Origin of the sequence: Paraburkholderia adhaesiva (genome assembly GCF_021390575.1) — a bacterium.
Taxonomy (GTDB): Bacteria; Pseudomonadota; Gammaproteobacteria; order Burkholderiales; family Burkholderiaceae; genus Paraburkholderia; species Paraburkholderia adhaesiva.
On record NZ_JAJEJQ010000001.1, the window covers coordinates 2,080,078 to 2,105,947 of the forward strand.

General features: G+C 61.0%; 26 protein-coding genes and 1 tRNA gene. 11 read left to right on the forward strand and 16 right to left on the reverse strand.

Features of this window, described 5'->3' with window-relative positions; genetic code table 11:
- Window position 1: 1 nt before the first annotated feature.
- On the reverse strand, window positions 2–2,083 hold the full coding sequence (gene uvrB / locus L0U80_RS09410) for an excinuclease ABC subunit UvrB (protein ID WP_233863670.1): 2,082 nt from the start codon (window positions 2,081–2,083) through the stop codon (window positions 2–4).
- Window positions 2,084–2,528: 445 nt separating this feature from the next.
- Between uvrB and L0U80_RS09415 the strand changes: the two genes are divergently transcribed.
- Complete coding sequence (locus tag L0U80_RS09415) at window positions 2,529–3,728, forward strand: amino acid aminotransferase (protein WP_233863671.1); 1,200 nt, start codon at window positions 2,529–2,531, stop codon at window positions 3,726–3,728.
- 170 nt (window positions 3,729–3,898) lie between these two features.
- On the opposite strand, the gene L0U80_RS09420 is transcribed toward L0U80_RS09415, so the two are convergent.
- Window positions 3,899–5,173 carry a DUF3734 domain-containing protein gene (locus L0U80_RS09420; RefSeq protein ID WP_233863672.1) on the reverse strand — a complete coding sequence of 425 codons (1,275 nt, stop codon included), beginning with the start codon at window positions 5,171–5,173 and terminating at the stop codon, window positions 3,899–3,901.
- 30 nt (window positions 5,174–5,203) lie between these two features.
- The gene (locus L0U80_RS09425; protein ID WP_233863673.1) at window positions 5,204–6,007 is read right to left on the reverse strand and encodes a 3-hydroxybutyrate dehydrogenase; all 804 of its coding nucleotides are present in this window, start codon (window positions 6,005–6,007) and stop codon (window positions 5,204–5,206) included.
- A gap of 203 nt (window positions 6,008–6,210) precedes the next feature.
- Here L0U80_RS09425 and L0U80_RS09430 point away from each other — a divergent pair, with 203 nt between their 5' ends.
- Both L0U80_RS09430 and L0U80_RS09435 read left to right on the forward strand, forming a co-directional pair.
- Window positions 6,211–7,182 carry a potassium channel beta subunit family protein gene (locus L0U80_RS09430; RefSeq protein WP_233863674.1) on the forward strand — a complete coding sequence of 324 codons (972 nt, stop codon included), beginning with the start codon at window positions 6,211–6,213 and terminating at the stop codon, window positions 7,180–7,182.
- A gap of 172 nt (window positions 7,183–7,354) precedes the next feature.
- On the forward strand, window positions 7,355–8,200 hold the full coding sequence (locus tag L0U80_RS09435; protein WP_233863675.1) for a 23S rRNA (adenine(2030)-N(6))-methyltransferase RlmJ: 846 nt from the start codon (window positions 7,355–7,357) through the stop codon (window positions 8,198–8,200).
- Between the two features lie 12 nt (window positions 8,201–8,212).
- Here the strand turns inward: L0U80_RS09435 and L0U80_RS09440 are convergent, their stop codons facing one another.
- From L0U80_RS09440 to cueR, 3 genes are all read right to left on the reverse strand, one after another.
- A complete protein-coding gene (locus L0U80_RS09440; RefSeq protein WP_373322132.1) occupies window positions 8,213–8,587 on the reverse strand; it encodes a hypothetical protein in 375 nt (124 codons plus the stop codon).
- A 188-nt stretch (window positions 8,588–8,775) separates the two neighbouring features.
- Window positions 8,776–8,922, reverse strand: a complete 147-nt coding sequence (locus L0U80_RS09445; RefSeq protein ID WP_233863676.1) for a DUF3563 family protein — start codon at window positions 8,920–8,922, stop codon at window positions 8,776–8,778.
- Window positions 8,923–9,215: 293 nt separating this feature from the next.
- Entirely contained in the window at window positions 9,216–9,641 is a 426-nt protein-coding gene (cueR, locus tag L0U80_RS09450; protein ID WP_233865834.1) for a Cu(I)-responsive transcriptional regulator, read from the reverse strand.
- A gap of 154 nt (window positions 9,642–9,795) precedes the next feature.
- Between cueR and L0U80_RS09455 the strand changes: the two genes are divergently transcribed.
- Window positions 9,796–10,005, forward strand: a complete 210-nt coding sequence (locus L0U80_RS09455) for a heavy-metal-associated domain-containing protein (protein WP_233863677.1) — start codon at window positions 9,796–9,798, stop codon at window positions 10,003–10,005.
- Window positions 10,006–10,068: 63 nt separating this feature from the next.
- Here the strand turns inward: L0U80_RS09455 and L0U80_RS09460 are convergent, their stop codons facing one another.
- The 3 genes from L0U80_RS09460 to imuA are packed head-to-tail and all read right to left on the reverse strand — an operon-like array spanning window position 10,069 to window position 15,979.
- Window positions 10,069–13,569, reverse strand: coding sequence for an error-prone DNA polymerase (locus tag L0U80_RS09460; RefSeq protein ID WP_233865835.1), 3,501 nt, complete (start codon window positions 13,567–13,569; stop codon window positions 10,069–10,071).
- Window positions 13,570–13,584: 15 nt separating this feature from the next.
- Window positions 13,585–15,237, reverse strand: a complete 1,653-nt coding sequence (locus tag L0U80_RS09465) for a Y-family DNA polymerase (protein WP_233863678.1) — start codon at window positions 15,235–15,237, stop codon at window positions 13,585–13,587.
- Entirely contained in the window at window positions 15,122–15,979 is an 858-nt protein-coding gene (gene imuA, locus L0U80_RS09470; protein ID WP_233863679.1) for a translesion DNA synthesis-associated protein ImuA, read from the reverse strand. The genes L0U80_RS09465 and imuA overlap by 116 nt, the downstream gene beginning before the upstream one ends.
- Before the next feature lie 519 nt (window positions 15,980–16,498).
- On the opposite strand from imuA, the gene L0U80_RS09475 reads away from it, so the two are divergent.
- Window positions 16,499–17,410, forward strand: a complete 912-nt coding sequence (locus L0U80_RS09475) for a proline dehydrogenase family protein (protein ID WP_233863680.1) — start codon at window positions 16,499–16,501, stop codon at window positions 17,408–17,410.
- Between the two features lie 139 nt (window positions 17,411–17,549).
- On the opposite strand, the gene L0U80_RS09480 is transcribed toward L0U80_RS09475, so the two are convergent.
- Window positions 17,550–17,653 (reverse strand) — tRNA-Pro (locus L0U80_RS09480).
- 113 nt (window positions 17,654–17,766) lie between these two features.
- Between L0U80_RS09480 and L0U80_RS09485 the strand changes: the two genes are divergently transcribed.
- The 3 genes from L0U80_RS09485 (at window position 17,767) to L0U80_RS09495 (ending at window position 21,287) form a co-directional block, all read left to right on the forward strand.
- On the forward strand, window positions 17,767–19,209 hold the full coding sequence (locus tag L0U80_RS09485) for a tyrosine-type recombinase/integrase (RefSeq protein ID WP_233863681.1): 1,443 nt from the start codon (window positions 17,767–17,769) through the stop codon (window positions 19,207–19,209).
- A 709-nt stretch (window positions 19,210–19,918) separates the two neighbouring features.
- Window positions 19,919–20,170, forward strand: a complete 252-nt coding sequence (locus L0U80_RS09490) for a helix-turn-helix transcriptional regulator (protein WP_233863682.1) — start codon at window positions 19,919–19,921, stop codon at window positions 20,168–20,170.
- On the forward strand, window positions 20,160–21,287 hold the full coding sequence (locus tag L0U80_RS09495) for an AAA family ATPase (protein ID WP_233863683.1): 1,128 nt from the start codon (window positions 20,160–20,162) through the stop codon (window positions 21,285–21,287). Before L0U80_RS09490 ends, L0U80_RS09495 begins: the two co-directional genes overlap by 11 nt.
- Window positions 21,288–21,493: 206 nt before the next feature.
- On the opposite strand, the gene L0U80_RS09500 is transcribed toward L0U80_RS09495, so the two are convergent.
- Entirely contained in the window at window positions 21,494–21,937 is a 444-nt protein-coding gene (locus L0U80_RS09500) for a hypothetical protein (protein ID WP_233863684.1), read from the reverse strand.
- 99 nt (window positions 21,938–22,036) lie between these two features.
- Between L0U80_RS09500 and L0U80_RS09505 the strand changes: the two genes are divergently transcribed.
- A complete protein-coding gene (locus L0U80_RS09505; RefSeq protein WP_233863685.1) occupies window positions 22,037–22,663 on the forward strand; it encodes a hypothetical protein in 627 nt (208 codons plus the stop codon).
- A gap of 34 nt (window positions 22,664–22,697) precedes the next feature.
- Here the strand turns inward: L0U80_RS09505 and L0U80_RS09510 are convergent, their stop codons facing one another.
- Both L0U80_RS09510 and L0U80_RS09515 read right to left on the reverse strand, forming a co-directional pair.
- A complete protein-coding gene (locus L0U80_RS09510) occupies window positions 22,698–23,183 on the reverse strand; it encodes an HAD domain-containing protein (RefSeq protein ID WP_233863686.1) in 486 nt (161 codons plus the stop codon).
- 12 nt (window positions 23,184–23,195) lie between these two features.
- The gene (locus tag L0U80_RS09515; RefSeq protein ID WP_233863687.1) at window positions 23,196–23,642 is read right to left on the reverse strand and encodes a hypothetical protein; all 447 of its coding nucleotides are present in this window, start codon (window positions 23,640–23,642) and stop codon (window positions 23,196–23,198) included.
- Window positions 23,643–23,761: 119 nt separating this feature from the next.
- On the opposite strand from L0U80_RS09515, the gene L0U80_RS09520 reads away from it, so the two are divergent.
- The gene (locus L0U80_RS09520; RefSeq protein ID WP_233863688.1) at window positions 23,762–24,223 is read left to right on the forward strand and encodes a hypothetical protein; all 462 of its coding nucleotides are present in this window, start codon (window positions 23,762–23,764) and stop codon (window positions 24,221–24,223) included.
- 23 nt (window positions 24,224–24,246) lie between these two features.
- Here the strand turns inward: L0U80_RS09520 and L0U80_RS09525 are convergent, their stop codons facing one another.
- Window positions 24,247–24,483, reverse strand: a complete 237-nt coding sequence (locus L0U80_RS09525) for a hypothetical protein (protein ID WP_233863689.1) — start codon at window positions 24,481–24,483, stop codon at window positions 24,247–24,249.
- Window positions 24,484–24,568: 85 nt separating this feature from the next.
- Here L0U80_RS09525 and L0U80_RS09530 point away from each other — a divergent pair, with 85 nt between their 5' ends.
- Window positions 24,569–24,799, forward strand: coding sequence for a hypothetical protein (locus L0U80_RS09530; protein WP_233863690.1), 231 nt, complete (start codon window positions 24,569–24,571; stop codon window positions 24,797–24,799).
- 71 nt (window positions 24,800–24,870) lie between these two features.
- Here the strand turns inward: L0U80_RS09530 and L0U80_RS09535 are convergent, their stop codons facing one another.
- Window positions 24,871–25,077 (reverse strand): hypothetical protein, encoded by a 207-nt coding sequence (locus L0U80_RS09535; protein WP_233863691.1) that lies wholly within the window; start codon window positions 25,075–25,077, stop codon window positions 24,871–24,873.
- A 22-nt stretch (window positions 25,078–25,099) separates the two neighbouring features.
- Window positions 25,100–25,555, reverse strand: coding sequence for a hypothetical protein (locus tag L0U80_RS09540; protein ID WP_233863692.1), 456 nt, complete (start codon window positions 25,553–25,555; stop codon window positions 25,100–25,102).
- Window positions 25,556–25,870 lie beyond the last annotated feature (315 nt).

The following is a 25,870-nucleotide window of genomic DNA, read 5'->3' on the forward strand; positions in this document are numbered from 1 at the left end:
CTCAGGCCGGATGATCGCCGACGTTGGCTCCGAACACGCGCTGACGCAGCAGGGCAAGCTGGTCGCGGGTCTGAGCGGCCTTTTCGAATTCGAGGTTCTTCGCGTAGTCCATCATCTGCTTTTCCAGCTTCTTGATTTCCTTCGCAAGCTGCTTCTCCGACATGTCCTCGAACTTCGCGCGCTCCTGCTCCTCGCGCAGTTCGGCCCGTGCTTCGTCGACGTTGTAGACGCCGTCGATGATGTCCTTGATGCGCTTGACCACGCCGCGCGGCACGATGCCGTGCGCCTCGTTGAACGCCATCTGCTTGGCGCGGCGGCGCTCCGTTTCGTCGATCGCACGACGCATCGAATCGGTGATGCGATCACCGTAGAGAATCGCCTTGCCGTTCACATTGCGCGCCGCGCGGCCGATCGTCTGGATCAGCGAGCGCTCGGCGCGCAGGAAGCCTTCCTTGTCGGCGTCGAGGATCGCGACGAGCGACACCTCGGGAATGTCGAGCCCCTCGCGCAGCAGGTTGATGCCGACGAGCACGTCGAACGTACCAAGCCGCAGGTCGCGGATGATCTCCACGCGCTCGACCGTGTCGATATCGCTGTGCAGATAGCGAACCTTCACGCCGTGATCGGCGAGGAACTCGGTGAGCTGCTCGGCCATGCGCTTCGTGAGCGTCGTGACGAGCACACGCTCGCCCGCGGCCACGCGTTCGTTGATCTCGCCGAGCACGTCGTCGACCTGAGTCGATGCGGGCCGCACCTCGATCACCGGATCGACGAGACCCGTCGGCCGCACGACCTGCTCGGCAATCTGGCCGGTCACCTTCTTCTCGTAGTCGGCCGGCGTCGCCGATACGAAAATCACCTGGCGCATCTTGCGCTCGAATTCGCCGAACTTGAGCGGCCGGTTATCGAGCGCGGAAGGCAGCCGGAAGCCGTAATCGACGAGGTTTTCCTTGCGCGCACGGTCGCCGTTGTACATGCCGTTCAACTGGCCGATCAGCACGTGCGATTCGTCGAGGAACATCATGGCGTCGGGCGGCAGGTAGTCGACGAGTGTCGGCGGCGGCTCGCCAGGCTGCGCGCCCGAGAAGTGCCGCGAATAGTTCTCGATGCCCTTGCAGAAACCCAGTTCCTGAAGCATTTCGAGGTCGAATCGCGTGCGCTGTTCGATCCGCTGCGCCTCGACGAGCTTGCCTTCGGTGTGGAAGAACGCGAGCCGGTCGCGCAGTTCGGTCTTGATCGTCTCGACGGCACGCAGCACGGTCTCGCGCGGCGTCACGTAGTGCGACGACGGATACACCGTGAAGCGCGGAATCTTCTGGCGCACGCGACCCGTGAGCGGATCGAAGAGCTGTAGCGTCTCGACCTCGTCGTCGAACAGTTCGACGCGCACGGCCATTTCGGCGTGCTCGGCCGGGAAGATGTCGATGGTGTCGCCGCGCACGCGGAACGTGCCGCGCTGGAAGTCCTGCTCATTGCGTGTGTACTGCATCGCAATGAGGCGCGCGATGACGTCGCGCTGGCCGAGCTTGTCGCCGTGGCGCAGCGTGAGAATCATCTGGTGATACTCGGACGGATTGCCGATACCGTAAATCGCCGACACAGTCGCGACGATCACGACGTCGCGCCGCTCCATCAGGCTCTTGGTCGCGGACAGGCGCATCTGTTCGATGTGCTCGTTGATCGACGAATCCTTCTCGATGAAGAGATCGCGCTGCGGCACGTACGCTTCCGGCTGGTAGTAGTCGTAGTACGAGACGAAGTACTCGACGGCGTTGCGCGGGAAGAACTCACGGAATTCGGAGTAGAGCTGCGCGGCGAGCGTCTTGTTCGGCGCGAACACGATGGCCGGGCGGCCAAGGCGCGCGATCGCGTTCGCCATCGTGTAGGTCTTGCCCGACCCGGTCACGCCGAGCAGCGTCTGGAACATCAGGCCGTCGCCGACGCCCTCGACGAGCGTCTCGATGGCCGTGGGCTGGTCGCCGGCCGGCGGATACGGCTGATAAAGCTCGAACGGCGAGCCGTCGAAGCGGATGAACTTCGACTCGTCGAGCACGGGTGCATCGGCAACACTGTGGTCGGACATGGGACGACATCCTCTGCCAGGAGCAAACGACTATTCTAGCGTTTTGCCGCTGGCAAAGCCGGGGGCCGAATCGGGCGGGAAGCGGGACCAAGGTGGGACGAAAACCGGCCCGAAGCGAATGGGCTGCGGCGCGCAGGCAGCCGATCGCGCCGGGCGTACGGCGTTCGGGCACCCGTTTTCGGGAACAGGATCCACGCTTGTCGCCCCGGCAAACAGCACGTGGGCGACACACGTCTCAGGAAATGTGCAGCGGCGCCCCGCTAGCAAAACACGCCCGAAAACCGCGCAATCCGACCGCCGCGGGCGAAAACGATTCACAGATTCGCTACAATAGCGAGTTGCGTGGCCGGCCGGCTGCGTTGCCGGGATAACACAACTCCCGGCGGCGCATAAGCCAGCGCAAGCGGCCAACAGAGTGTCCATCCCTGACTATTGCCGAACCATCATGTCCCTTTTCTCCGCTGTCGAACTCGCCCCTCGCGACCCGATCCTGGGTCTGAACGAAGCCTATAACGCCGATGCCCGCACCAACAAGGTGAACCTCGGCGTGGGCGTCTACACCAACGAGGAAGGCAAGATTCCGCTGCTGCGCGCAGTTCGTGACGCGGAAAAGGCCCGCGTCGAAGCGGGGCTGCCCCGCGGCTATCTGCCGATCGAAGGTCTCGCCGCCTACGACGCCGCCGTGCAAAAGCTGCTGCTCGGCAACGACTCGCCGCTGATCGCTGCTGGCCGTGTCGTGACGGCGCAGGCGCTGGGCGGCACGGGCGCACTGAAGATCGGCGCCGACTTCCTCAAGCGCGTGAACCCGAACGCGAAGGTCGCCATCAGCGACCCGAGCTGGGAAAACCACCGTGCGCTGTTCGAAAGCGCAGGCTTCGAAGTCATCGCGTACCCGTACTACGACGCGCAGACCAACGGCGTGAACTTCGAAGGCATGCTGAGCGCGCTGAACGGCTACGCCGCAGGCACGGTCATCGTGCTGCACGCGTGCTGCCACAACCCGACCGGCGTGGACCTGACCGTCGACCAGTGGAAGCAGGTCATCGAAGTCGTGAAGGCGCGCAATCTCGTGCCGTTCCTCGACATCGCCTACCAGGGCTTCGGTGACGGCATCGCGGAAGACGGCGAAGTCGTACGCCTCTTCGCCGCTTCGGAACTGAACGTGTTCATCTCGTCGTCGTTCTCGAAGTCGTTCTCGCTGTACGGCGAGCGCGTCGGCGCGCTGTCGATCATCACGAGCAGCAAGGAAGAATCGGCGCGCGTGCTCTCGCAGCTCAAGCGCGTGATCCGCACGAACTACTCGAACCCGCCGACGCATGGCGGCTCGGTAGTCGCTGCAGTCCTCGGCTCGCCGGAACTGCGCGCGCTGTGGGAAAACGAACTGGGCGAAATGCGCAATCGCATCCGTGCAATGCGCACGGGTCTCGTCGAGCGTCTGACGGCCGCTGGCGTCGACCGCGACTTCAACTTCATCAACGTGCAGCGCGGCATGTTCTCGTACTCGGGCCTGACGGCAGCGCAAGTGGACCGCCTGCGCGAAGAGTTCGGCATCTACGCCGTGAGCACGGGCCGCATCTGCGTGGCCGCGCTGAACACGCGCAATCTCGACGTCGTGGCTAACGCCGTCGCGCAAGTGCTCAAGTAAGCAGCTTTGAACACGCGCCGCTTTAACGAGCGGCGCGCAGCTTCGCTGCCGCAACGAAAAAGGCGCCCGTCTTAACGACGGGCGCCTTTTTCATTTGACGCTCTGGTTTTGCGAGTACGTCGCGTCCTTTCGAGAGCCGCCTGTTCGCGCTACCGCAGGCAACGACCGCCTTACACCACGCCCTCGCCTTCTCCCTTGCGCGAATGCCCGCGGCCATCGCGGTGAATGTCGTGCGTGACGAACCCAGCATCGTTATCGGGCTTGTCGAGCCAGCCCGGCTGCGCGAGCGATGCGCGTATGTCCTGCAAGCCGCTTCGCCAATGCTCGTGCATGGTCGAAGTACCGAACTGATAGTCCTTGAAGTGCCCCTCGTACTCCTTTTGCCGGTAGATCAGGTGGATCACGTTGTACTTCTTCGAGCATGACAATTCCTCCGCCAGCTCGACCCACGAATCCTGCTGATGCTCGGGCGCGACGCGCTCGAGCACCTCGCGCAGCACATGGCGAAAGCGCTGCGAACGTTGGAGCATGTCGGTCACGAGACGCGTGCGACTCGAATACTGGATGTCCTTCATGCGGCCCTGGACATCGGTGAGATTGTCGGGCACGGGACCGCGAGCGCTCCAGAGATCGACCTGGAACGCGAGTGTGTCGCGCCGCGGCGTGGTCTGGATCACCTCGTAGAGCGGCGTGTTCGACATGAGCCCGCCGTCCCAGTAGTACTCGCCGTCGATCTCGACAGCCGCGAAGCCGGGCGGCAACGCGCCCGATGCGATGAAATGCTCGGGCCGCAGCTTTGTCGTGGTGTTGTCGAAGTAGACGAAGTTGCCGGTGCTCACGTTGACCGCGCCTACGGAAACACGAATTTCCTTCGAATTGATGCGATCGAAGTCGCACAGACGCGCGAGCGTCTCCTTGAGTGGCCGCGTGTCGTAGTAACTCGCGCGCTCCGGATGGCCGGATGCGTTCGGCATGGGCGGCGGAAAGCGCGGCACGAAAAAGCCCTTCTGCCCTTCTACGAGCGCGCCTGCGGCCTGGAACGCCGTGAACGTCTTGCGGATCGCGTCGCCCGAATTGAAGAGCGCATGCTCGACGAACGCTGGCATCGGCAGACTATAGGCGGGCTGGCAGATCGTCTCCCAGAACTCGCGCAGCCGCGCGACGCGATGTTCGGGCGGATTGCCCGCGATGATCGCCGTGTTGAGCGCGCCGATCGAAATACCGGCGATCCAGTTCGGCGCGATGCCGGCCTCCGCGAGTCCCTCATAGACGCCGGCCTGGTACGCACCCAGCGCGCCGCCGCCCTGCAACGTCAGCGCGATGGTCTCCCATTGCGCCGACTCGCCACCACAGTAGTCGGGACGCGGCCGCGGCGCGGCGCCGGTATGGACGCCGGTCTCATCGACGACGGCGCTGGACTGGACCTGCTTCTTGCGTTGAACCATGGCCGCGTTCCCTCCCAGATTTCACTGCTGTTACTGCATGAACCATCCGTGGCTGACGACGAACGATTGACCGGTGAACGCCGCGGTCGGGAACGCCGAAAGGAACAGCACCGTCTGGGCAACGTCCTCGACGGTCGTAAATACTCCGTCCACCGTGCCGCCGAGCATGACGCGCCTGACGACTTCCTCTTCGGAAATGCCGAGCTCCCTGGCTTGCTCGGGAATCTGCTTGTCGACGAGCGGCGTGCGCACGAAGCCCGGGCAGACTACGTGCGAGCGCACGTTGTGCTTCGCACCCTCCTTGGCGAGCACGCGAGCCAGACCGAGCAGCGCATGCTTCGCGGCGACGTAGGCCGACTTGAGCGGCGACGCCTCATGCGAGTGCACCGAACCCATGTAGATCACGACGCCGCCGCGATCGTCCTTGTACATGTGCTTGAGCGCCGCCTTGGTGGTGAGGAACGCGCCATCCACGTGGATGGCCTGCATCTTCTTCCAGTCGGAATACGCGTAGCTTTCGATCGGATTCACGATCTGGATGCCCGCGTTCGAAACAAGGATGTCCACGGAGCCGAGTTCGGCCGCAACGCGGTCCATGCCCTGATTCACGGCGTCCTCGCTCGTGACGTCCATGGCAATGCCGATCGCCTTGCCGCCGGCGGCCTTGATCGCCTCAGCGACGGCGTCGGCGCCGCTCTGGTTGAGGTCCGCAATGGCGACTGCGGCACCCGCCTGCGCGAACGTGAGCGCGATCTGCTTGCCGATACCGCTGGCCGCGCCGGTGACGACGGCAACCTTGCCGTCGAGCTTGGTGTTCAGGGAAAGAGACGACATCGAGCACCTCCAGGTAGTAGTCGAGATCAGACCTCGGTACGCGAACGCTGTCAAACCGGCCATATGGCCTATGCCGTCCAGCGGATTGTTGCACCGCGGCCAACCGCGCTATTGTGCATGAACCCGCCCGCACCTCGCATCTGACAGGACGCCTGCTGGCTGCGCCGGCGTTAATATTCGGGTTCTATTCAAAGGAGACGTTCATGAATTATCGGCGACTGGGCCGTTCCGGCCTGCAGGTGAGCGAGTTGTCCATCGGCTCGTGGGTCACGTACGGCAGCCAGATCGATCGCGGCCTTGCACGTGAGTCGCTCGCCGCTGCGCGCGACGCGGGCGTCAACTTCTTCGACAACGCAGAGGGTTACGCAGGCGGCAAGTCGGAGGAAATCATGGGCGAGGCGCTCAAGGAACTCGCGTGGCCGCGTGTGAGTTACGTTGTCTCCACCAAATTTTTCTGGGGCTTGAGCGAAGGACCCAACCAGTACCACACGCTCAACCGCAAGTACCTGCTCAACGCTATCGACGGGTCGCTCAAGCGCATGCAGCTCGATTACATCGATCTCGTGTTCTGCCACCGTCCTGACCCGAACACGCCGGTCGAAGAGACGGTCTGGGCGATGAGCGACATGATCTCGCGCGGCAAGGCGCTCTACTGGGGCACATCGGAATGGAGCGCCGACGAAATCCGCGCGGCGTGGGACATCGCGGAGCGGCACCACCTGCACAAGCCGGTCATGGAGCAGCCGCAGTACAACCTGTTCCATCGGCGCCGCGTGGAGGACGAATACCGGCGTCTTTACGAGGACATCGGTCTCGGGCTCACCACGTGGAGCCCGCTCGCATCGGGCCTGCTCACGGGCAAGTACCGCGACGGCGTGCCCGCCGACAGTCGCGCGCAATTGAAAGGCTATGACTGGCTGCGCGCAGCGCTCACCGACGCGGACAAGAACGCCATCGTCGCAAAGCTCGCCGAGCTTGCCGCGCAACTGGGCTGCACGGTCGGGCAACTCGCCATCGCGTGGATCCTGAAGAATCCGCAAGTCAGCACGGTGATCACCGGTGCGTCGCACGTCGCGCAGATCAAGGAGAACATGTTGGCGCTCGACGTCGCCCAAAAGATCACGCCGGAAATCAAGGCGCAGATCGAGGCGATCGTCGGCGACGCTTATAACTAAACGCACCGCGGGGCCGCGTGCGACTGTGTGCGGCCGGGTCGCGTACGCGTCGAGTACAATACGCGGCCTTGACGTCGCTCACTGTCCCAAAAGGGCAACGCGACGCGCACCACAGGCGCCTGGCCCCACATTGCGCCACCCCGTTTTTTCCTGGCTTTTCGTCCCGCCCATCATGCTGAGCTACCGCCACGCCTTCCACGCAGGCAATCATGCCGACGTCCTGAAACACGCCGTTGTCGTGCAATTGCTGCGCTATCTCAGCAAGAAGGACAAGGCGTACTGGTACATCGACACACATGCAGGCGCCGGCGCGTATGCGCTGCGCGAGGGCTACGCGACGAAGACCGCTGAATTCGAAACGGGCATCGGCAAGCTCTGGGGCCGCACCGATCTGCCGACGGTGCTCGCCGAATACGTCGAAGAAGTCGCGGCGCTCAATCCCGATGGCGAACTGCGCTTCTATCCGGGCTCGCCGTATCTGGCGTGGCGGCTGATGCGCGAGCAGGACCGCATGCGGCTCTTCGAGTTGCACAGCACTGAAATCGAAGTGCTGCGCCACCGGTTTCGCGACGCGGGCCGTCGCGTGATGCTTTACGAGGGAGACGGCTTCGAAGGCATCAAGGCACTGCTCCCGCCGCCGCCGCGACGCGCGCTCGTTCTGATCGACCCGTCGTTCGAGGACAAGCGTGACTATGCGCGCACGCTCGCATGCGCCGAGGAAAGTCTCAAGCGGTTCGCCACCGGCACGTATGCGATCTGGTATCCGCAGGTGACGCGCCCCGAATCGCAACGATTCCCCGAGCAGCTCAAGCGTCTGCAGGAGAAGAACTGGCTGCACGTCACGCTCACCGTGAGTCAGCCGCCGTCGGATGGCTACGGCCTGTACGGCAGCGGGATGTTTATCCTGAACCCGCCCTACACGCTCGTCGCCGCAATGAAAGAGACGCTGCCCTGGCTCGTCAAAACGCTCGGACAAGATCAATCCGCGCAATTCAAGATCGAATCGCGCGGCGACTAAGCCAGTTGCAGCCTATTGCGCCGGCGATACCTGCGGCGTGATATGTGGCGTCGGCCGTGGTCGGGGATGCGGCGGGCGCGGCCGATTGGGCTTCGTTCCGGCGCCCGGCACTGCGATATAAGGCGCCACGATATAAGGCTGTGAATAGTCATTCGCCAACCCGGCCGGCTCAGCGGGCTGATGCGCCGCAACGATCGGCTCGTGTGAAAGCGGCGCGTTCTGCAGCACCACCCCTTTCTGTCCGTCGATAATTCCGTGCTGGGTATCGAGAATCAATGGCGGGCCGTCCGCGTGCGCGGCGGCGTGAGTCAGAGCCAGTACACCACCCATCGCGGCGGCAGTTAGCCAGACGGTCAAAGGCTTGCGGAAGATGTGGTTCGACACCATGGACGCCCCCCCGAAATGTGCGGTTTCACTGCTTTGTCGGCTTATCTCGAAAAGACTTTACCTCACTGCGGCGTCACTGATCGGACTACAGCGCCTGTATTGGCGGTGACCGCCTCCCAAAGAAGCGGCGCCAGAAATGACAAAGCCCCGCAAGGCGGGGCTTGAGACAACGTGGCGTAGCGCGTCGCTTATCGCGAGTAGCCGTCCGTTTCGAGCGCCCGGATACGTTGTTCGAGTTGCACAACGTCCGTCGAGGACGCGAGATACGATTCGCGGCGGGTACGCTCAGCGACTTCAAACCAATTGCTCACTGCTTCAAGAATGTACGCAAACATGATGTTCCTCTACAAGGATCTTTATATCCCCGGTAGATTCTCTTCAGGGATTACCCTACCTAGGGATAACCCGCATTATAGCCATGTTTTTAAGATTTGCCACTGAATTGCACGAATGAAGTGCATTCCAGAATGGAATGCATCAACGCGAGCGCTCGGCAAAAGTTTGATTTATAGGCACATTTTTTTGTATGCGCGCCAAGCGATGCGGCGTAAGCACAAAATACGCACCACCTTGGGGCATCAACCAAAGCAAGGTGCGGCGATTTGCTCCGTACTGGCCGCACTGTGATTCAATGTGCGCCGACACACGGCTCGTGCACGGCAGGCTGCGGATCGGCAAGCTGCTCAAGGATCGGACAGTCGGGACGGTCGTCGCCATGGCAATGCGCCGCCAGGTGACCAAGCGTGTCGCGCATCTGGGTCAGTTCCGCGATGCGCTGGTTCAACTCGGTCACGTGCGCGAGCGCAATCGACTTGACCTCTGCACTCGCCCGCGAGCGGTCGTGCCATAGCGCGAGGAGGCGGCGGATATCGTCGACGGAAAATCCCAACCGCCGCGCCTGACGTACGAAGCGCAGCGCATGCACTTCCTCCATGCCGTACACGCGATAGCCGGACTCAGTGCGCCCCTTGGGCGCCAGCAAATCCACGCTCTCGTAATAGCGGATCATCTTCGCCGTAACGCCCGATTCGCGTGCCGCTTCGCCGATGTTCATGCTGCGCTCCCTCCCGTACTCAAACGATGTTTCCATCGTATACCTTCCAGCGATGGGAAGGTCCAGCGCCCGTACCACTAACGACTGGCATAATCCGGCCGCGGCCCCATATCAGGTTAGTGGTTGAGCCCTCCCCTCTGCAAAAGGAAGAAAGATGATCCAGTTCAACGTCGAAGGCATGAGTTGCCAGCACTGCGTGGGCGCTGTCACCCGCGCGATCCAGGAGCATGACGCCGCAGCAAAGGTCGAAGTCGATCTGGCCGCGGGCCGCGTGAGCGTCGAATCGAGCCAGAGCGCCGACGTGCTGAGGGCGGCGATCGACGACGCAGGCTACACCGTCAAGGGCGTCGTCACGGGCGCGTAGAACGGTTGACGCGCCCGGCATTGTGCAAAGTCGGCGAGTGTCGGCCGCCGGGACGCGTCCTGCTCAGTGAAAATTACGGCTCTCGGTCGCGAGCCGCCCGAGCAGGCGGCTGTGATCTTCGAGCCGTTGCGCGACGAGGTGCACTACCTCCCCCTCGCGCTGCACGACACCTGCCACCGCCATCAGCGACGACCCCAGCAGTTCCTTGCGCTGCCGCTCGACGAGCGCCGCGTGCACGATCACGTTGACCGAGCCGGTCTCGTCCTCCAGCGAGACAAAAATCGTCCCATTCGCCGTTCCAGGCCGTTGCCGCACCGTCACGATGCCGCACACGCGCGCGAGCGCGCCGTGGCGGCACTGCGCGAGTTGCGCTGCCGTGCGAAAGCGCTGCTTCGCGAGGCCGGGCCTCAACAGTTCGAGCGGATGCCGGTTCAGTGTGAGCCGCAGGCTCGCGTAATCGGCGACGATTTCCGCACCCTCGGATGCGCACGGCAACGCGAGCGGCGCTTCTGCGATGCTCGCATCGCGCAGCAGCGCCGGCACCACATGTTGCGCGGTCACGGCCCACCACGCCTCGCGCCGGTGCCCTGCGATGCTTGCAAGCGCGTTCGCTGCCGCAAGCGCTTCCAGGTCGCGCCGCGTGAGCGCCGCGCGACGTGCGAGATCGTCGACGTCGGCGAACGGTGCGCGCACGCGCGCCTCCATCACGCGCCGCGCGGCATCCTCCGAAAAGCCCTTGATGAGTCTCAAACCGAGCCGCACCGCTGGACCGCCACGGCCGTAGAAACGCGACGCCAACTCGATCCGCGCGCGCAGCCTGCGCGCAAAGCGACGCGCAATCCGGCCTGAAAATCGCGGCCGGTCGTGTGGCCACGCGGCACGCAGCCGGTCCTGGTAATGCGCCGCGCCGGCACGGTGCGCGCGGGCCGCATCGGCATCGATCCGCACGCCTGCCCTGTCGTGCATCTCCAGCGCGCAATCCCAGTCGCTCAACGCGATATCGGGCGGCAGCACCGTCACGCCATGGCGTTTCGCATCCTGTACGAGTTGTGACGGCGAATAGAACCCCAGCGGAAAACTGTTCAGCAGTCCTGCCAGAAATGCGGCCGGCTCGTAGCGCTTGATCCACGCGCTCGTGTAGACGAGCAAGGCGAAGCTCGCCGCGTGACTCTCAGGAAAACCGTAATCGCCGAAGCCCTCGATCTGCTTGCAGATGCGCGAAGCGAACTCCTCGGTGTAGCCCTTCTTCAACATCCGGCGCGTGAGATCCGCCTGGTACGGGCGCAGGTCGCCGTCACGCCGCCATGCGGCCATCGCGCGGCGCAGCTTGTCGGCTTCCTCGCCGGTGTAATCGGCGGCGACCATCGCGAGGTGCATCACCTGCTCCTGGAAAATCGGCACCCCGAGCGTACGTGCCAGCGCCGCGCGCAGTTCGTCCTTCGCGTACTCCACCGCCTCCAGCCCCTGGCGCCGCTTCAGGTACGGATGGACCATGCCCCCCTGGATCGGCCCGGGTCGCACGATCGCCACCTGGATCACGAGGTCGTAATACGTGCGCGGCCTCAGGCGCGGCAGCATGCTCTGCTGCGCGCGCGATTCGATCTGGAACACACCGACCGTATCCGCGTGACAGCACATCTCGTAGACCGCCGGATCCTCGACGGGAATGTCCTGCACACGAAATGCCGGCAGCCCGCGCCGCAACGCGACGAACTCCAGCGAACGCCGGATCGCCGAGAGCATGCCGAGCGCGAGCACATCGACCTTCAGGAGCCGCAGCGCGTCGATATCGTCCTTGTCCCACTCGATCACATAGCGGTCCTTCATCGCGGCATTCTCGATGGGCACGAGACGCGAGAGTTTGTCCTTCGCGATCACGAAGCCACCCACATGCTGCGACAGATGACGCGGAAAGCCGCGCAACTCGCGCGTAAGACGGATGAGCTGCTGCGTGACATGCGAATCCGGCGAGAAACCCGCCTCCTCCAGATGCCCCGCGATCGAATCGGAGCCGTCCCACCACTGGTGCGCGCCCGAGAGCTTTTCGACGAGCGCGGCGTCGAGCCCGAGTGCCTTGCCCACGTCGCGCAACGCGCTGCGCGAACGGTAGGTGATGAGCGTCGCGGCCAGCGCGGCGCGGCGCGTGCCGTATTTGCGGTAGATGTACTGGATCACTTCTTCGCGGCGCTGATGCTCGAAATCGACGTCGATATCGGGTGGCTCGTTGCGCGCGCGGGAGATGAAGCGCTCGACGAGCATGTTCATGCGCACGGGATCGATCTCCGTGATCCCGAGGCAATAGCAGATGACCGAATTTGCCGCCGATCCGCGCCCCTGGCACAGGATGCCCTGTTCCCGCGCGTAGCGGACGATGTCGTGGACGGTCAGGAAGTACTTCTCGTACTTCAGCGCCGCGATGAGATCGAGTTCCTTGTCGATCTGCTTCTGCCGCTTTTCCGTCATGCCGTCGGGCCAGCGCCCAGCCGCGCCGCGCATGACCAGCTCGCGCAGCCACGTGGCTGGCGTCTCGCCGGCCGGCACCAGCTCTTCGGGATACTCGTAGGCCAGTTCGGCGAGCGAGAACGTGCAGCGACGCGCAACGTCGAGCGTCGCGTCGAGTGCATCGCGCGGATACAGCGCGCCGAGCCGCACGCGCGAGCGCAGATGACGCTCCGCGTTCGGTTCGAGCGCACGGCCGCACGCCGTGAGCGGCCGGGCGATGCGGATCGCGCTCAAGGTGTCCTGCAGCGGCTTGCGCGAGCGTGCGTGCATCAGCACGCCGCCTGCCGCCACGAGCGGCAGGCCCGTCTCCTGCGAGACAAAACGCAGCGCTTCGATCTGCGTATCGTCGCCGCCCGTCTGCCATAGTTCGAGCGCGAGCCACGCGCGCTCTGCCGCGAAACCCGCGAGCCAGTGTGCGGCGCGCAGCGTATCCGCAAGCGTCGCAGCGCGCTGCGGCACGAGCAGCAGCACGCAATCGCGCAGATGCAAAAGGTGCGTGAACTCCGGATCGGGATCGGTGAAATCATCCGGGTGCACGCGGTAATGCCCCTTGTCCGCCCGCGAGCGCGCAAGCGTGATCAGTTCGCACAGGTTCCCGTAGCCCTCGCGGTTCATCGCGAGTGCGACCAGCGTGCAGAACGGTGCATCGCTGTCCTTTTCGACGAGATTCAACTCGCTGCCGATCAGCAACTGCAGCGACGGCACGAACGGCCCCAACGCCGACGCGCCCGCGTTGCCGACGCGCCTTTGCGCTTCGCGCACGGCTTCGTCATGCGCTTTCCTGAGCGGCTCGTCGTGATCATTCAGTGCGCTGAACGCGCGTACGACGCCGGCGAGCGAACACTCGTCGGTGATGGCGAGCGCGCGGTAACCATGGCGGATCGCCTGCCCGACCAGTTCGTCCGGGCGCGACGCGCCGCGCAGGAACGTGAAGTTGGTCAGGCAGTGCAGCTCCGCATAATTGGGCAAATGCGTGGGCAAACGCGCGGATAGCGCGCTGCCCGGCTGCAAGGATGGACGAGACGGCGACGGCACGCGCGGCACCTCGCCGGAACCGGACATCGACATGATCGCGGCTCAGCCAAAGAGTCCCTGCAGATACCACTGCCCGCCGATGCGCTCGCGATAGAGCCAGAACATACGGCCCTGATCGTCGGCGGCGACGTAGTAGTCGCGCCCGACACCCTCGCCGTCCCACCAGCCCGTCTCGATACGCTCGGTGCGCGTGAGCGTCTTCAGCGGGCGGCGGTAAATCGGGCGGTCGTCGCGCACGGCCAGCTTCAGCGGCTTTTCGAGCAGCCATGCCGGGCGTGGCTGCGACGGCAGCGGCATGTCCGGCAAATCGAGCACGGACTGCATGGACGCCGCTGCGTCCTTCGACTGAGTCTGCGGCTGACTGCGCGGCTTGCGCGAAGACGCCCGGCGCGCGCTCGAGCGAGACGTGCGATATGCACGTGCCGCCATCGCGTGCTCGGGCCGATGATCGTCTTCGACGAAAAGCTGCAGCACATTCTGCTCGCCGAGCCGCGCGCCAATGCGCTCGAACAACTGCGCGATCGATGCATCCGATGTTTCCGGCATCGGGAACAGCGTGTCGTTAGGCGCGGCATACTCGCTCACCCCGGACGCGACGAGCGCAAGCCCGATCACCGGCGCGGCGAGTTCGGTCTGATTGAGCTTCTCGCGCAAGAGCCACAACAGATGCGCGGCATCGCGCGAAGGCGCTGCCCACGCGAGCGTCAGACTCGACGTGCGCGGTGCGTGGCGCGAAGCCAGTTCGTGTTCGAGCCGCAACTCGAAGGCCGTGAGCGCAGCATGTTGCGCGGCGAGCCAGCCCGCCAGCTGCATCACGAGCCGACGGGCGGCGAAGAGCAGTGCCTCGGCGCTTTCCACACGCGCCTGCAATTCGAGTTCGGCGCGAAACGACGGCGGCGCGCTGAACGACACGCGCGGATCGGGCGCCTCGCCGCGCGCCTGCGCGAGCCAGGTCAGCACACCGTCACCGAAGCGCCGCGCGATGCCATCGCGCGGCAAACGGCGCAGATCGCCAAGGCTCGCGCAGCCAATCTGCGTGAGCGCGTGATCGTGCTGCGCGGCGAACGGAGCCAGCGTGACCGGCAGCGTGTCGAGCACGCGCGCAAGCGTCGTCTCCTTGAGCACGCGCCAGCGACGCGACGCACGCGTGGCGCGTGCTTGTGCAAGCGTCCACGCACCCCAGGCGGTGGGCGCGCAGGCGATGCGCGCGATGTGACCGCAGTCGGCCACCGTCGACGCCACTTTCGCCAGCAGCGCACGCACGCCGCCGAAAAGGCGCAAGCCGGAACCGACCTCCAGCAACAACGTATGCGACTGCGCAAACGACACCTTCGGCGTATAGGCAAGCAACGCGAGCGCGAGCGCTTCGAACGCGCGCGTCTCGCGCGCCGGATCGGGTTCGAGCAGCACGAGCCCTGGCGCGAGTGCGAGCGCATGCGCGCGCGTGTTGCCGGCGCGCACGCCGAGCGCGAACGCATCGGGATCGGGGATCAGGACACGCGCGTGGTCGGCCAGCGCATAGCAGCGGGAGTCCTGCGCATCAGACGCATCGGGCACACCCAGCGGCTGCGCCCGGGCCTCAGACGGATGCCCATGCGGCTGATCCGGCAGTTGACCCGGCAATTGACCTGGCAACAGCAGCGGCCTCACGGCCTCCAGCGGCAAGAGCGGCAAGGTAACGGCGATCCACAACATGATTGACCCCGGGCCGCGGCACGGCATGCGCCGACCCTGTGAGGGGCAGCACGGCGTCCTGCAGCGGCAACGTAACGACGAGTGGCTGGGCGGGCGGCGGCCCGCGGCGTTTGAAGATATCGACGGACACGGCGGTGAGCTGCATCCACTGGCGCCGGTTGAGACTGGCATCGACGGGCGGCGGCACCGGCGTGCAGACCATACGCAACGGCGCCGGCGACGATTGCCTACGCGCCGCGAGCGGGCGGATCAGGAACGCGAGCGAGCCCGAATCCTGCGCGGCGACCTGCAAACGCCGCACCGCATCGGCGCGCGCCCTCGTCTGCCAGAGCAGCACTGCGCCCATGCCGTCCTGGCGCAGTGCCTGCTCGGCGACCCAGGGGGCATCGTCCTCGCCCGCGCGCACCCAGACCACGCGCTCGAGCGCGAGTCCCCACGCCCCGAGCGCGCACGCATACGGCTGCCAGGGCGGCGCGACGAGCAGCACATGGCGACCGGCCGTGGCCGTGAGCGTTCGCAGCGCGGGCGCGATGAGACGCATCTCGCCGATACCGCCCTGCTCGACCAGCAACTCGGTCAGACTGCCCGTTGGCCAACCGGCGCCGGGCAGGAGTGCGTCGAGCGCAGCATGGCCGCTCGGTACCGTGCGAGCGCCCGCATGCGCGAGCTGGTCACCCGCCCAGATCCGGCTTTGCAGCCGGGGCGGCAGATGGGTTGCCGCAAGCTGAAGTGCTGCTGCCATGGTTGTGCTCGGTCGAAAAGGAATGGATCGCCCTGCCCAAGCCGAAAACGGGGCATGACGAAATCACTGACTGGAGCTGTTATCGCGCCGGTACCTGTATATTTATACAGTATTTTACGCAATTTTGGGAAGCGGGATGGAGCGCGCTGGGGCACCCGCGTCAGCTGCTGCTGATCTGGCAGCGATCGCTGAGGTCATCGACTTGAGGCCAAGCCGAAAGGGGGATGACCCGCGATGCTATGATTGCCAGTCCCGCGATGCGTGACAGCGCGCGGGCTGCCCGTCTCACGGCATTGATTCACTGAACGCTTCGCATTATTTGCACTAACCGCGCTCGATCCGCAATGTACGCAGCCGCCTGGCCTCCTTCGAAAACGCTCTGAACAGCCTCCGTCACCGCACCCCTATGCGCTGACGCAGCTATTCGTTCCGGACTCGCGTCACAAGCGATCCGGCAATGCCGTTCGACTCCGACACAACTCGTCAGGAATCGCACGGCGGCTTTTTCGTGAGACCAACATGCGTATTCTCAATACGATGGCGGCACGCGCCATCCCGCTCGTACCCCGTTCACTAATCCGCAAAATCTCGCGCCGCTATATCGCTGGCGCGACGCTCTCCGACGCGCTCGACCGCGTGCGCTCACTGCATGCAGCGGGCTACCGCACGACGCTCGAAGTCCTCGGTGAAACCGTCTACTCGCTGGCAGAAGTCGAAACGGCAACGCGCGAATACCTGGCCCTGATCGACGCACTGCATACCGCCGGCGTGTCTGCGGAGCTGTCGATCAAGCCATCCGCCCTCGGCTTGCTGTTCGATGAAACCCTTTGCAAAGAGCACGTACTACGCATCCTCGATGCTGCGAACGCGAAAGGCGTGACCGCTTGCATCGACATGGAAGACGCGAATTGCACACAGAAAACACTCGACCTCTTCGGGAAGGCAGAAGCGGCAGGGGCAGACGTGGGTATTGCTCTGCAGGCGTATCTGAAACGCACATACGATGACATCGTCCCGCTTCAACTTCGGATGAGCCGGCTGCGAATCTGCAAAGGCATCTATGCCGAAGCCAGGGAGCATCTTGTATCGGGCGCATCGCTGGACCGACGTGCAATCAACGAGCATTTCGTGCGACACGTCTCGAGCGCATTACAGGCTGGATCGTTCGTTGGTATTGCGACGCACGACGAGGCGTTGATCGACTCGCTGATCGAGTGGATCCGGCACGAGCAGATCGAGCCAGGCCGCTTCGAATTTCAGATGCTGCTCGGCGTTTGTGAATCGTTGCGGGAGCGTCTGCGTGCAATGGGGATGCAGGTGCGTGTGTATGTTCCCTACGGTCACGACTGGTATGGATACAGCACGCGGCGCATCAAGGAAAATCCACGTATCGCAGGCTATGTTCTGCGCGCGCTGTTGAGCGGCGGTTAGCGGTGCTGTAAGTTGCCACGAATCGCTGACTTGGGCAAAAACTAACCTGCGCCCCATCCGTTGGGGTCAATGTACGGGCGCAGCAGCAGAAAACGAAAAAGGGGTTACAGGCCAATGGCTTGTAACCCCTTGAATTCGTTGGTCGGAGCGATAGGATTCGAACCTACGACCCTCTGATCCCAAATCAGAAGTATTCGATTCTGATGATGTTCGATGTTACACCAAGATGCATTCGACATCCTGCCAAAATACTTTACTGTATTGAGTTTCATGGATTTCTTGGTCACCTGTTGTAACATCATGTCTCATCCGCTATCGGCCAATTTTGTTACCTGGCCGTTACCTAAGGAGGGACTGTGACTCGAATCGTATTGACCGACAGGAAGGTCAAAAACATCGACAAGCCTGCAGAGGGCCAGGAGGAGCACTGGGATGCCCTGGTGCCCGGTTTGGCGTTGCGAGTGACTTACACGGGTACTCGATCTTGGGTCGTAGTAAAGCGCGCGAGTGTCGGCGGCAAAAAGAAGCTGCATCGGGAAACGCTCGGACGCTATCCCCAGTTGTCACTTGAAGACGCGCGGGAGCGTGCTCGCGAGATCCTTGTCTTGATCGAAGCGGGGGATGATCCAAAGGCGACCAAGGCAGCCCAAAAAATTGCGAAGGTGGCGGACAATAAGAATACTTTCGAAAACGTCAGAAATAGGTTCCTGGCCGCCAAAAGCAAGAAACTGAAGCCGAGAACCCTTGAATTCTATGGCGCAAATCTCGGCGATACCCATTTTGAAGGCTGGAATAATTTCCCCTTGAAGGCCATCACACGTGCTCAGGTTCGTGCCCAGATCGATGGCATCGAGGAGGAAATTTCCGCATCTGTAGCGTTCGCCGTGTTCTCGTCTCTACGAGCGATGTTTAATTGGGCAGTAGAGAAAGACATTTTGACTACGGCACCTACTGATCGAATGGAGGGCCCGGATGGATCTGACAAGCGGAAACGGGTTCTTTCTGACGACGAATTGCGGATTGCATGGACAGCATTGTCCAGCGCCGGAATTTTCGAGATTCCATACAAATTATTAATATTGACCGGACAAAGGCGGGAGGAAATCGTTGCTCTTCGTAGAGATGAGCTGTATGACCTGGATACCGATGCCCCATACATTCTTCTCTCAGAATCCCGGACAAAAAATGGGTTGCCCCATACTGTGCCGCTTGCACCCTTATCCGCAGAATTAGTGCGTCGTGCGCTTACCAATTGTCAAAATTCAGATGGAAATCCCTACGTATTTAGTACCACAGGAAAGACACCTTTGTCTGGATATAGCAGGGTTAAAAATTCAATAGACAAGGAAATCGTCAGAATTACAAATGCGGAATTGACAACGGTGCGCAACGCTGGCGATATGCAACGACTAGTTCAACTAGGGAAAGCATTTCCCAGCGAGAGGCGAGAAGCTCGAATTCTCAGTGACATCGCAGCAGCTGAAGCGGCCGGAGACGCCGGGGCGGCAGCGCGTTTGGCTACCGAATTGGAGATGCTGGATGTCGATCCGACCCGCTGTTCATGGCGTCTGCATGATTTCCGGCGTACGTTAGTGACCGGAATGAACAATCAAATGATTGATCCTCATATTGTTGAGATCGTAGTAAATCACGTGAGCGGCTCAGTAAAAGACAATGTCGCAGGCGTGTATAACTACGCTCAATATCTTCCCCAACGTCGGTCGGCACTTGAGGTGTGGGCGAAATATATCGAATCTTTGGTGCAATCTGATCAGGTAGTGGAAGTCACATTGAATTGACGACCAACCAAGAAAAAAATCCTTCCGCACTCTCGTACGGGAGGATTGTCCCCGCTAACGCCGGGGATGTGCTGCTACTGCAAGCCGCCTATTCGGCGGAAATACAGTCAATCCATCAGAATTAACATCGTCCGTTCGGCGCGTCATCTGATTTATGATAATACTCAGATTGATTTTTCGTAAAGCTATTTTTAATGAAAATGTACTTTTTCATTTTATACGTTTAAATTTTACGGACGATCTTGTTCGTATAGATATTTGAGCAAGAATACGTTACTTCGATATAAATTATTTTTGAATAACGGTCTTTCTAAGATGGCTTTAATCGAATGCATTTGGTTGGCGATTCCATAGGGGGCAGTCACGAAGTACGAAGTCGCGACACGTTCGCCCCACCCCCTCTCCCGACACGCTGGGCTTTGGCACTTCGCATGCCGTTGTCTGTGGGGTGAAAAAAGTTTGGCAACGCCCAGGCACAGAAATTTGCTGAGGCCCTAAAACTTGTTGACGTCGCAAATTTCCTCACGTATCGTTGCTCCAACTTGATGCGCTAGGTCTCGCCTAGATCAGGTTGGAGGGCTTAGGCTCTCAGTTTTTTACACGTCCTTCGGACGAACACATTTACCCATCAGGCCACGGGTCCGTCTTTTTTTCGGGCTCGTGACGATGAACCTGATGGTCCTTTTGTGTTCGCGTCCTGGAGGACAGCATGTTCGTAGTACCCAACACCGCAGCGTCCGCTGCAAATCCCCATCGCCTTGTGCTGCTGCCGCAGCTTAAGACTGAGTTTGGCGTCCCGTATAGCCGGATGCATCTGTATCGTCTGGTCAAGGCCGGACAATTCCCCGCTCCGATTCGCATTTCGTCGAACCGCATCGCATGGCGTGCGAGCTCGATTCTTGCCTGGATCGATGCGCGCGAAATGGCCTCGCTCGGCATGGAGGTTCGCCATGCTGCCTAATCTCGCGCTCCCCACGCCCACTATCAGCGCTTCCGACATCGCTGAGCCGATTAACTGGCTCAATCTGTGCGGTAAAGAGCCGCCTGAGCGGAGCTGGCTGATTGACCAGCTGATTCCGACGGGGCACGTTACCAGTCTCTACGGTCGCGGCAGCGTTGGCAAAACGTTGAGCGCGATGCAGATGGGCGCTTGCGTTGCGCTCGGCAAACCCGCGTTCGGTATCGACGTGACGCGCGGGCGTGTGCTCGGCCTCTTCTGCGAGGATGACCACGACGAGTTGTGGCGCCGTACTCATCGCCTTGCACAGGGCCTCGACTCCAGTCTGCGCGACCTGGCTGGGTGGCTCGATTTCCATCCGCGTATCGGTATGGATAACGTGCTTGCTACGCGAGGCGAAGGTGGAATTGTCCGTCCAGAGCCTCTCTATGCAAGTCTCGTCGAGACGCTGATGACCGCGCGTTCGCAAGAACGGCCGTACTCGTTCATCATCCTCGACAACGTGGCGCAAATGCTCGCTGTGCAGGAGAATGACCGCGCACAGGTGACGCAGGCCGTCAATCTTCTGTCTCGTGTGGCAAACCAGTTTGACTGTGCCGTGCTGATGCTCGCGCATACCGCCAAGGTCGGGACGAGCGAGTTCTCCGGCTCGACAGCGTGGGAAAATTCCGTGCGCTCGCGCCTGCTTCTGAGACGTAAGGACGACGAGGACATGGACCAGCCCTCGGACGAGGTGCTTCTGTCCAGCAGAAAGGCCAACTACGCCGCGCGAGGCACGGTATGCCTGCGCTATGACGAGGGGTTCTACCGTCGCACGGATGGCGAGAATGCGGACGCGTTCGAGCTCATTCGCCAGGAGAGGCTGGATGAACATGCGCAGAGCGTGCTGCTGAACGGGCTGATGCACCTCCAGGGCCTGGGTATCGACGCGAGTCAGTCTTCCCGTTCGGTGGAGCGTTACCTGCCGAAGCTGCTGATCGCGCAAGGTCTGAATGACGGGTGCCAGCTCGTGGAGCTGAAAGCGGCCCTGACGAGAGCGCTGTTGGACGGGACGATCATCGTCCAGACGAAGCGTGACCGCCGACAGGCGCGTGAGGTCGAGTACCTCACTCTGGCATGAGGCATGACCAGCTAGCTTTCAGCCAGTTTGGGTGTGAGAAGAGATCGAGAGGCAAACGCCTCTTTGATCCTCCTCGCCTCAACATCCCCTTATATAAGGGGATGTTGAGGCGAGGAGGATTTCGCCACGGATCGCGCATAAGAAAACAGGTCCGGCCTATCGGCACGGACCTGACAATCATGACTACTGCGTCACTCTGCCAGTACTCAGCAGAGCGGATACAGAATCGAGCGGTTGCGCTTTCTTAACTCCTTGCGAAAGCATTTCGGTTCGGGACCGACAGGCCACCTTCGGATCAACTTGATCGGCAGGTGATGCGTAGCCGTTCTGAAATGGATTTCAGCGTGGCAGTCTGGATCATCCGTGTCGTCGAATTTGACCCAACTGAGCCTCCAGAAAACCTTCAGCCACTGCTGCATATCTACGTCCATCGACAGTTCCTTGATCTGACACAGCAGGTACGGACTCGCCGGAAGCTGCGCGTCAAGAACGCCTGCCCCGGTGTCAATCACGTACTCTGGCACATCCATTGCAAAGATCGCGGCGGCAATCGTCGCCGGGTGTGCAGTCTCCAACAATCGCACGCCATCGCCTGACAGTGCACCGATCAATACGCCGTTGTCGCAACGGTAGAACGAAACTTTCAGCATCTTGACCTCCTTGGTTGTCCTGTATTTCGCGTATAGCGATCTGGAGATCGCTATACGAAGGACCCGGCGCACTGCCCGGGACTTTTCGAAAAGGACATCATGGAAAACATCAATCTCGACACTGTGCTTCACTCGATTCTCGTGACCGATGGCAGGCTCCTGTCGCCCGACGATCTCATGCAACGCGTGCAAAGTGGAAAGCCTTTTCCCGGCCAGGCAGCGGACTGGTGCCTATGCGGGACATCAAGCGACGCTCTGTATCGAGATCTGTGCACCGACCGGCTCTTTGAAATGACGTTGACGCCGGTAGATCGCGGCGTACTGGGCAACCATCTGATCATCAGTATGGACACCTCGCATGCGCATCATGCGTTTGTCGTTCCGATGTTTGACCCTCATTGCCGAGCGTGGGCCTCTACCGTCGCTAGTCGCGGGATTCAGTTCTCAGTCGGCATGAAGGACAACGACTCGTCCATCGTTTTCCGTGGAAATGCGCCGGATGAGGCCGAAGAAATGGTCGGAAAACTGTTTCAGAAGGTTGACGAAATCGACGTATCGGCGTTGCGTGAGAGTCTGCCGCTGCTCGCGATTCATGCCGCAGCATTTACGCCGGATGGCATGCGCAGCAGAAACGAACGCGAACTCATCAGAAGTATCACGCTAGTGGCACCTCACTTGATTTTCGACGTCGAGCGGGTAGGTTCCATGCAGGACATGCTGCATTGATTTGGGACCTGCTCATCGCGAGCAGGTCTTTTTTCTAAGCGGCGAGATTAAACAGTCGCTGTCGAAGCAAATCGGTCACAGCAGGATCGCCCAATCCTGCATCGGTCTGGCAATGAATCAGTCGCTGTGGATGCGTCGCAAATCCGTCTCGCCGATCATCAATGGCCAACCATTTCGATATCCGGTGTCGCGCTACATAGCCCAGGACCTGCGCGCCCCGCGCGAGCGTCGTCCACGCGGCAAGATCCTCTCCGGCATAGGTTGTGCCGATCACTCGCCGAACCAAGCTTTCCAGCGGCAAAGCTGCTTTGGCTTGCTCGAATCCGAATCGCACGCACCAGTCGGTGGACAGGACGATCCTGATGTCGGGGTACGGCAACAGCAGCTCGTTCAGTATCGGCGCAAATTCAAATAGGTCGATCACGCTAGGGGCACTGCTCACGATCCCATCTGGCGTGGCATACGAATTACCCCGATGCAATGTGCCGTCGTAGTCGAGAAAGATGGTCGGGCTAGGCATGGTGTACCGTTCTCAAGATGCGTAATCGTCGTGCTCGCGATATGCGGAGACCAATCGGTCATACACCCGATGCGCGTGGTGATACGCAACCAGGCAGGACCAGTCGTCGTCGAGGATATGCACCACGGCTTGTGCATATGGCGCATAAAAGCGCTGGATGAAATCCAGCTGGATATCCATCGAACAATCATCCAGGCTGTTGCGCACGATCTCCGCGCAGGCTTCCGCCTCGGTGATGTAAATCTGCACAGCACGAAATGCCTGCCAGGTTTCCGGCTGCGCAGGAAAGCCGTAACGGACGAACACCTCTCGCACCTGTCGCGCAGTCTGCGGCGTCATTGTGATTCGATCCAGTGGCGAGTCGTTCGCGGCCGTTCGATGCCGTGTAATACCGCCTTCATCGATCTCGGAAAACGCCTCGCGCTGCTGGCGTTCGATGCGCCTGAACACGAGATCCATCGACTCGCTGACTTTTCGGGGTCTAGCCATCTATCTATCTCCCTGCGGCCGAACACCTATGGCCGTTTAAAAGGCAGTTCTACACGGTCATGCAACGTCACATGAAACCGAGGAACCCCATGAATATTCAAGAATTTATACAAACAGAAACGCCAGCTATTGCCGATGCCGAGGACATCGCGACTGCCGCACGCAGCATCGGATTGACCAAAGTCCACGCCTGGGTCGAAGACGAATCGGCTGTTGTCTCGAATACAGCAGAACGGTCGAAACGTTGTCGCGCCCGTGCGGAAGAGAAAGGGCTAAAACAGGTCAGCATTACTGCTCCCGTTGATCATCACGCCGTGCTCAAGGCCATCGCTGCGCGGACTAAAGATGGCGAGCCTCTGGCCAACGTACTCGAGTCCATTCTTGCCGCGATTCGACCGCAGCTTTCTCCGGCACCACCGAAGCAAGAGGCGCGTCCCGCCAAGACAACATGGCTGTCGATAACACGATCTGTGATGCAGGGCTGGCGCAAATGGTTATCCATCCATCGCACGTTCCATATCGGGACAGCTATCTCGCCACCGCGCCAGTAGACTTCCGGGCCTATTGGCCAGTCCTATCGGATGCCTTTCGTTTGCAACTGTGCGCGCATGACCGCGATTCGCATGATCACGAACGCGAATCGCTCGGCATCCTTCAAGACCAGCGGAAATAGCACGTCGAGTACCGCATGTCGCGCACACAGTTCCGTCAGAGTATCGATGTGTGTGGTAATCAGCTTTCCACCCTGCATATACGTTAGCAGCGAAAGCACCTCGAACTCTTCAAGTTCATCGAGTGTCAGGTCATCCATATCGAGCTCTCCCATCATCAGGTATACGTGGCTATACGTTCTGAGCGCCCCTGCTCATCAGGACACCATCCATGGAGAGAAACCAATGATTTTTCGAGCCATACTCGCTCGCAGTGCAGGCTATTCAGAGATGGTCAATGTGTCGGCACCCGATATCGAACTAGCCAAAAAAGGCTTGCTGGCCGCCCATCCTGGCTCAACCGTCGAGTGGATCTGGCCAGTACGCGTAGATGAGATTCCAGCCGATTTGATCGATTCGGATGACAACCGAGCCGTACAAGCACTACTGGATATCGAGCGTCTCGCCAGAAGCTGATGCTGATCGTTGATTGATTCCTGCCCCGCCTATGCGGGGCATTTTCTTCTCACGCAGGTGGTCAGCATCCTTCATACGTGCCGAACATACCGCCCCCGACCCACCGGCCAGAACACAAACACAGCAAGTGGGATCGCAGCGAGATACGACCAGTGCCACGAGAAATCCGAGATGCCGTTCCAGAGCAGATAGATCACCTCCGCACACAGTACGATCTGCAAAATCGTCGCGATGTAGCTCAACACCCGGCGCATCGTCTTCAAATTGACTTTCATCATTTACCCCCTGATCGATACCTGTTCAGAATGGATCAGTAGAGCCGTAGGGGCAGCCGTGAATATCCACGCTACCGCACATCGGACTTCCATCGATGTTGACCATTGGCTGATACGGGACGGAATGCCCGGACGATGATTCCTCATCATCACCTGCGACGTAATACCCTCCATACGACGCAGACGACCCATTCAGCAGACACACGCCACCAGGCGTTTGGGGCAGCCACGGCAGTAAATCCCCGCCCAGTTGCAGCAGTCGAATAAACGCTAGCAGAGGCAACAGCCACCAACCCCAGTACGACTCAAATTTATTGATGCCGTCGAGTGCGGACGGGATGATGTCGATGTCCGAAAATATGCCATCCTCGTCGATGTGTATGCCGTAGCCGTGCCAGATCCCGAGTGCTGCGCTGATCGTCACCAGCAGGAATTGAATTACGATGCAGTAGCGCATCGCATCACGTAGTCGATAGAGCATCGTATTCTCCTATTTGCTCAACCTGAAACGTATTCAGGGTCGACCAATCTACTGCGACGTCGTGCGGCAATCAAGTGCATATTGAAAATATAATTCAGGCATACATACTAAATAGAACATGTTTTTTTCAGTGATAAATCTTCATTTCCCGATTCGTGTTGCATGACACAGCTGAATTGGTAAAACGTAGTCGAATTCGGCTGATCGACCACTTTGAAAGCGCTCTCGCCATTGGATAGCAGGCCATTTCGAAACGCTAGGCCGGATGGCACCCGACAGTTCGCCTCGACGGGGCCCGCCGATCACGACATGGCG

Excerpts from the sequence above, each read along its gene's own strand:
- L0U80_RS09490 (WP_233863682.1), top strand. The coding sequence starts at position 19,919 with ATGTTCGTAGTACCCAACACCGCAGCGTCCGCTGCAAATCCCCATCGC.
- L0U80_RS09420 (WP_233863672.1), bottom strand. The coding sequence starts at position 5,173 with ATGGTTCAACGCAAGAAGCAGGTCCAGTCCAGCGCCGTCGTCGATGAG.
- L0U80_RS09510 (WP_233863686.1), bottom strand. The coding sequence starts at position 23,183 with ATGCCTAGCCCGACCATCTTTCTCGACTACGACGGCACATTGCATCGG.
- L0U80_RS09415 (WP_233863671.1), top strand. The coding sequence starts at position 2,529 with ATGTCCCTTTTCTCCGCTGTCGAACTCGCCCCTCGCGACCCGATCCTG.
- L0U80_RS09535 (WP_233863691.1), bottom strand. The coding sequence starts at position 25,077 with ATGATGAAAGTCAATTTGAAGACGATGCGCCGGGTGTTGAGCTACATC.
- L0U80_RS09505 (WP_233863685.1), top strand. The coding sequence starts at position 22,037 with ATGGAAAACATCAATCTCGACACTGTGCTTCACTCGATTCTCGTGACC.
- L0U80_RS09500 (WP_233863684.1), bottom strand. The coding sequence starts at position 21,937 with ATGCTGAAAGTTTCGTTCTACCGTTGCGACAACGGCGTATTGATCGGT.
- L0U80_RS09525 (WP_233863689.1), bottom strand. The coding sequence starts at position 24,483 with ATGGATGACCTGACACTCGATGAACTTGAAGAGTTCGAGGTGCTTTCG.
- L0U80_RS09445 (WP_233863676.1), bottom strand. The coding sequence starts at position 8,922 with ATGTTTGCGTACATTCTTGAAGCAGTGAGCAATTGGTTTGAAGTCGCT.
- imuA (WP_233863679.1), bottom strand. The coding sequence starts at position 15,979 with ATGGCAGCAGCACTTCAGCTTGCGGCAACCCATCTGCCGCCCCGGCTG.
- L0U80_RS09465 (WP_233863678.1), bottom strand. The coding sequence starts at position 15,237 with ATGTTGTGGATCGCCGTTACCTTGCCGCTCTTGCCGCTGGAGGCCGTG.
- cueR (WP_233865834.1), bottom strand. The coding sequence starts at position 9,641 with ATGAACATCGGCGAAGCGGCACGCGAATCGGGCGTTACGGCGAAGATG.
- L0U80_RS09455 (WP_233863677.1), top strand. The coding sequence starts at position 9,796 with ATGATCCAGTTCAACGTCGAAGGCATGAGTTGCCAGCACTGCGTGGGC.
- L0U80_RS09515 (WP_233863687.1), bottom strand. The coding sequence starts at position 23,642 with ATGGATCTCGTGTTCAGGCGCATCGAACGCCAGCAGCGCGAGGCGTTT.
- L0U80_RS09520 (WP_233863688.1), top strand. The coding sequence starts at position 23,762 with ATGAATATTCAAGAATTTATACAAACAGAAACGCCAGCTATTGCCGAT.
- L0U80_RS09430 (WP_233863674.1), top strand. The coding sequence starts at position 6,211 with ATGAATTATCGGCGACTGGGCCGTTCCGGCCTGCAGGTGAGCGAGTTG.
- L0U80_RS09530 (WP_233863690.1), top strand. The coding sequence starts at position 24,569 with ATGATTTTTCGAGCCATACTCGCTCGCAGTGCAGGCTATTCAGAGATG.
- uvrB (WP_233863670.1), bottom strand. The coding sequence starts at position 2,083 with ATGTCCGACCACAGTGTTGCCGATGCACCCGTGCTCGACGAGTCGAAG.
- L0U80_RS09460 (WP_233865835.1), bottom strand. The coding sequence starts at position 13,569 with ATGTCCGGTTCCGGCGAGGTGCCGCGCGTGCCGTCGCCGTCTCGTCCA.
- L0U80_RS09475 (WP_233863680.1), top strand. The coding sequence starts at position 16,499 with ATGCGTATTCTCAATACGATGGCGGCACGCGCCATCCCGCTCGTACCC.
- L0U80_RS09425 (WP_233863673.1), bottom strand. The coding sequence starts at position 6,007 with ATGTCGTCTCTTTCCCTGAACACCAAGCTCGACGGCAAGGTTGCCGTC.
- L0U80_RS09540 (WP_233863692.1), bottom strand. The coding sequence starts at position 25,555 with ATGCTCTATCGACTACGTGATGCGATGCGCTACTGCATCGTAATTCAA.
- L0U80_RS09435 (WP_233863675.1), top strand. The coding sequence starts at position 7,355 with ATGCTGAGCTACCGCCACGCCTTCCACGCAGGCAATCATGCCGACGTC.
- L0U80_RS09495 (WP_233863683.1), top strand. The coding sequence starts at position 20,160 with ATGCTGCCTAATCTCGCGCTCCCCACGCCCACTATCAGCGCTTCCGAC.
- L0U80_RS09440 (WP_373322132.1), bottom strand. The coding sequence starts at position 8,587 with ATGGTGTCGAACCACATCTTCCGCAAGCCTTTGACCGTCTGGCTAACT.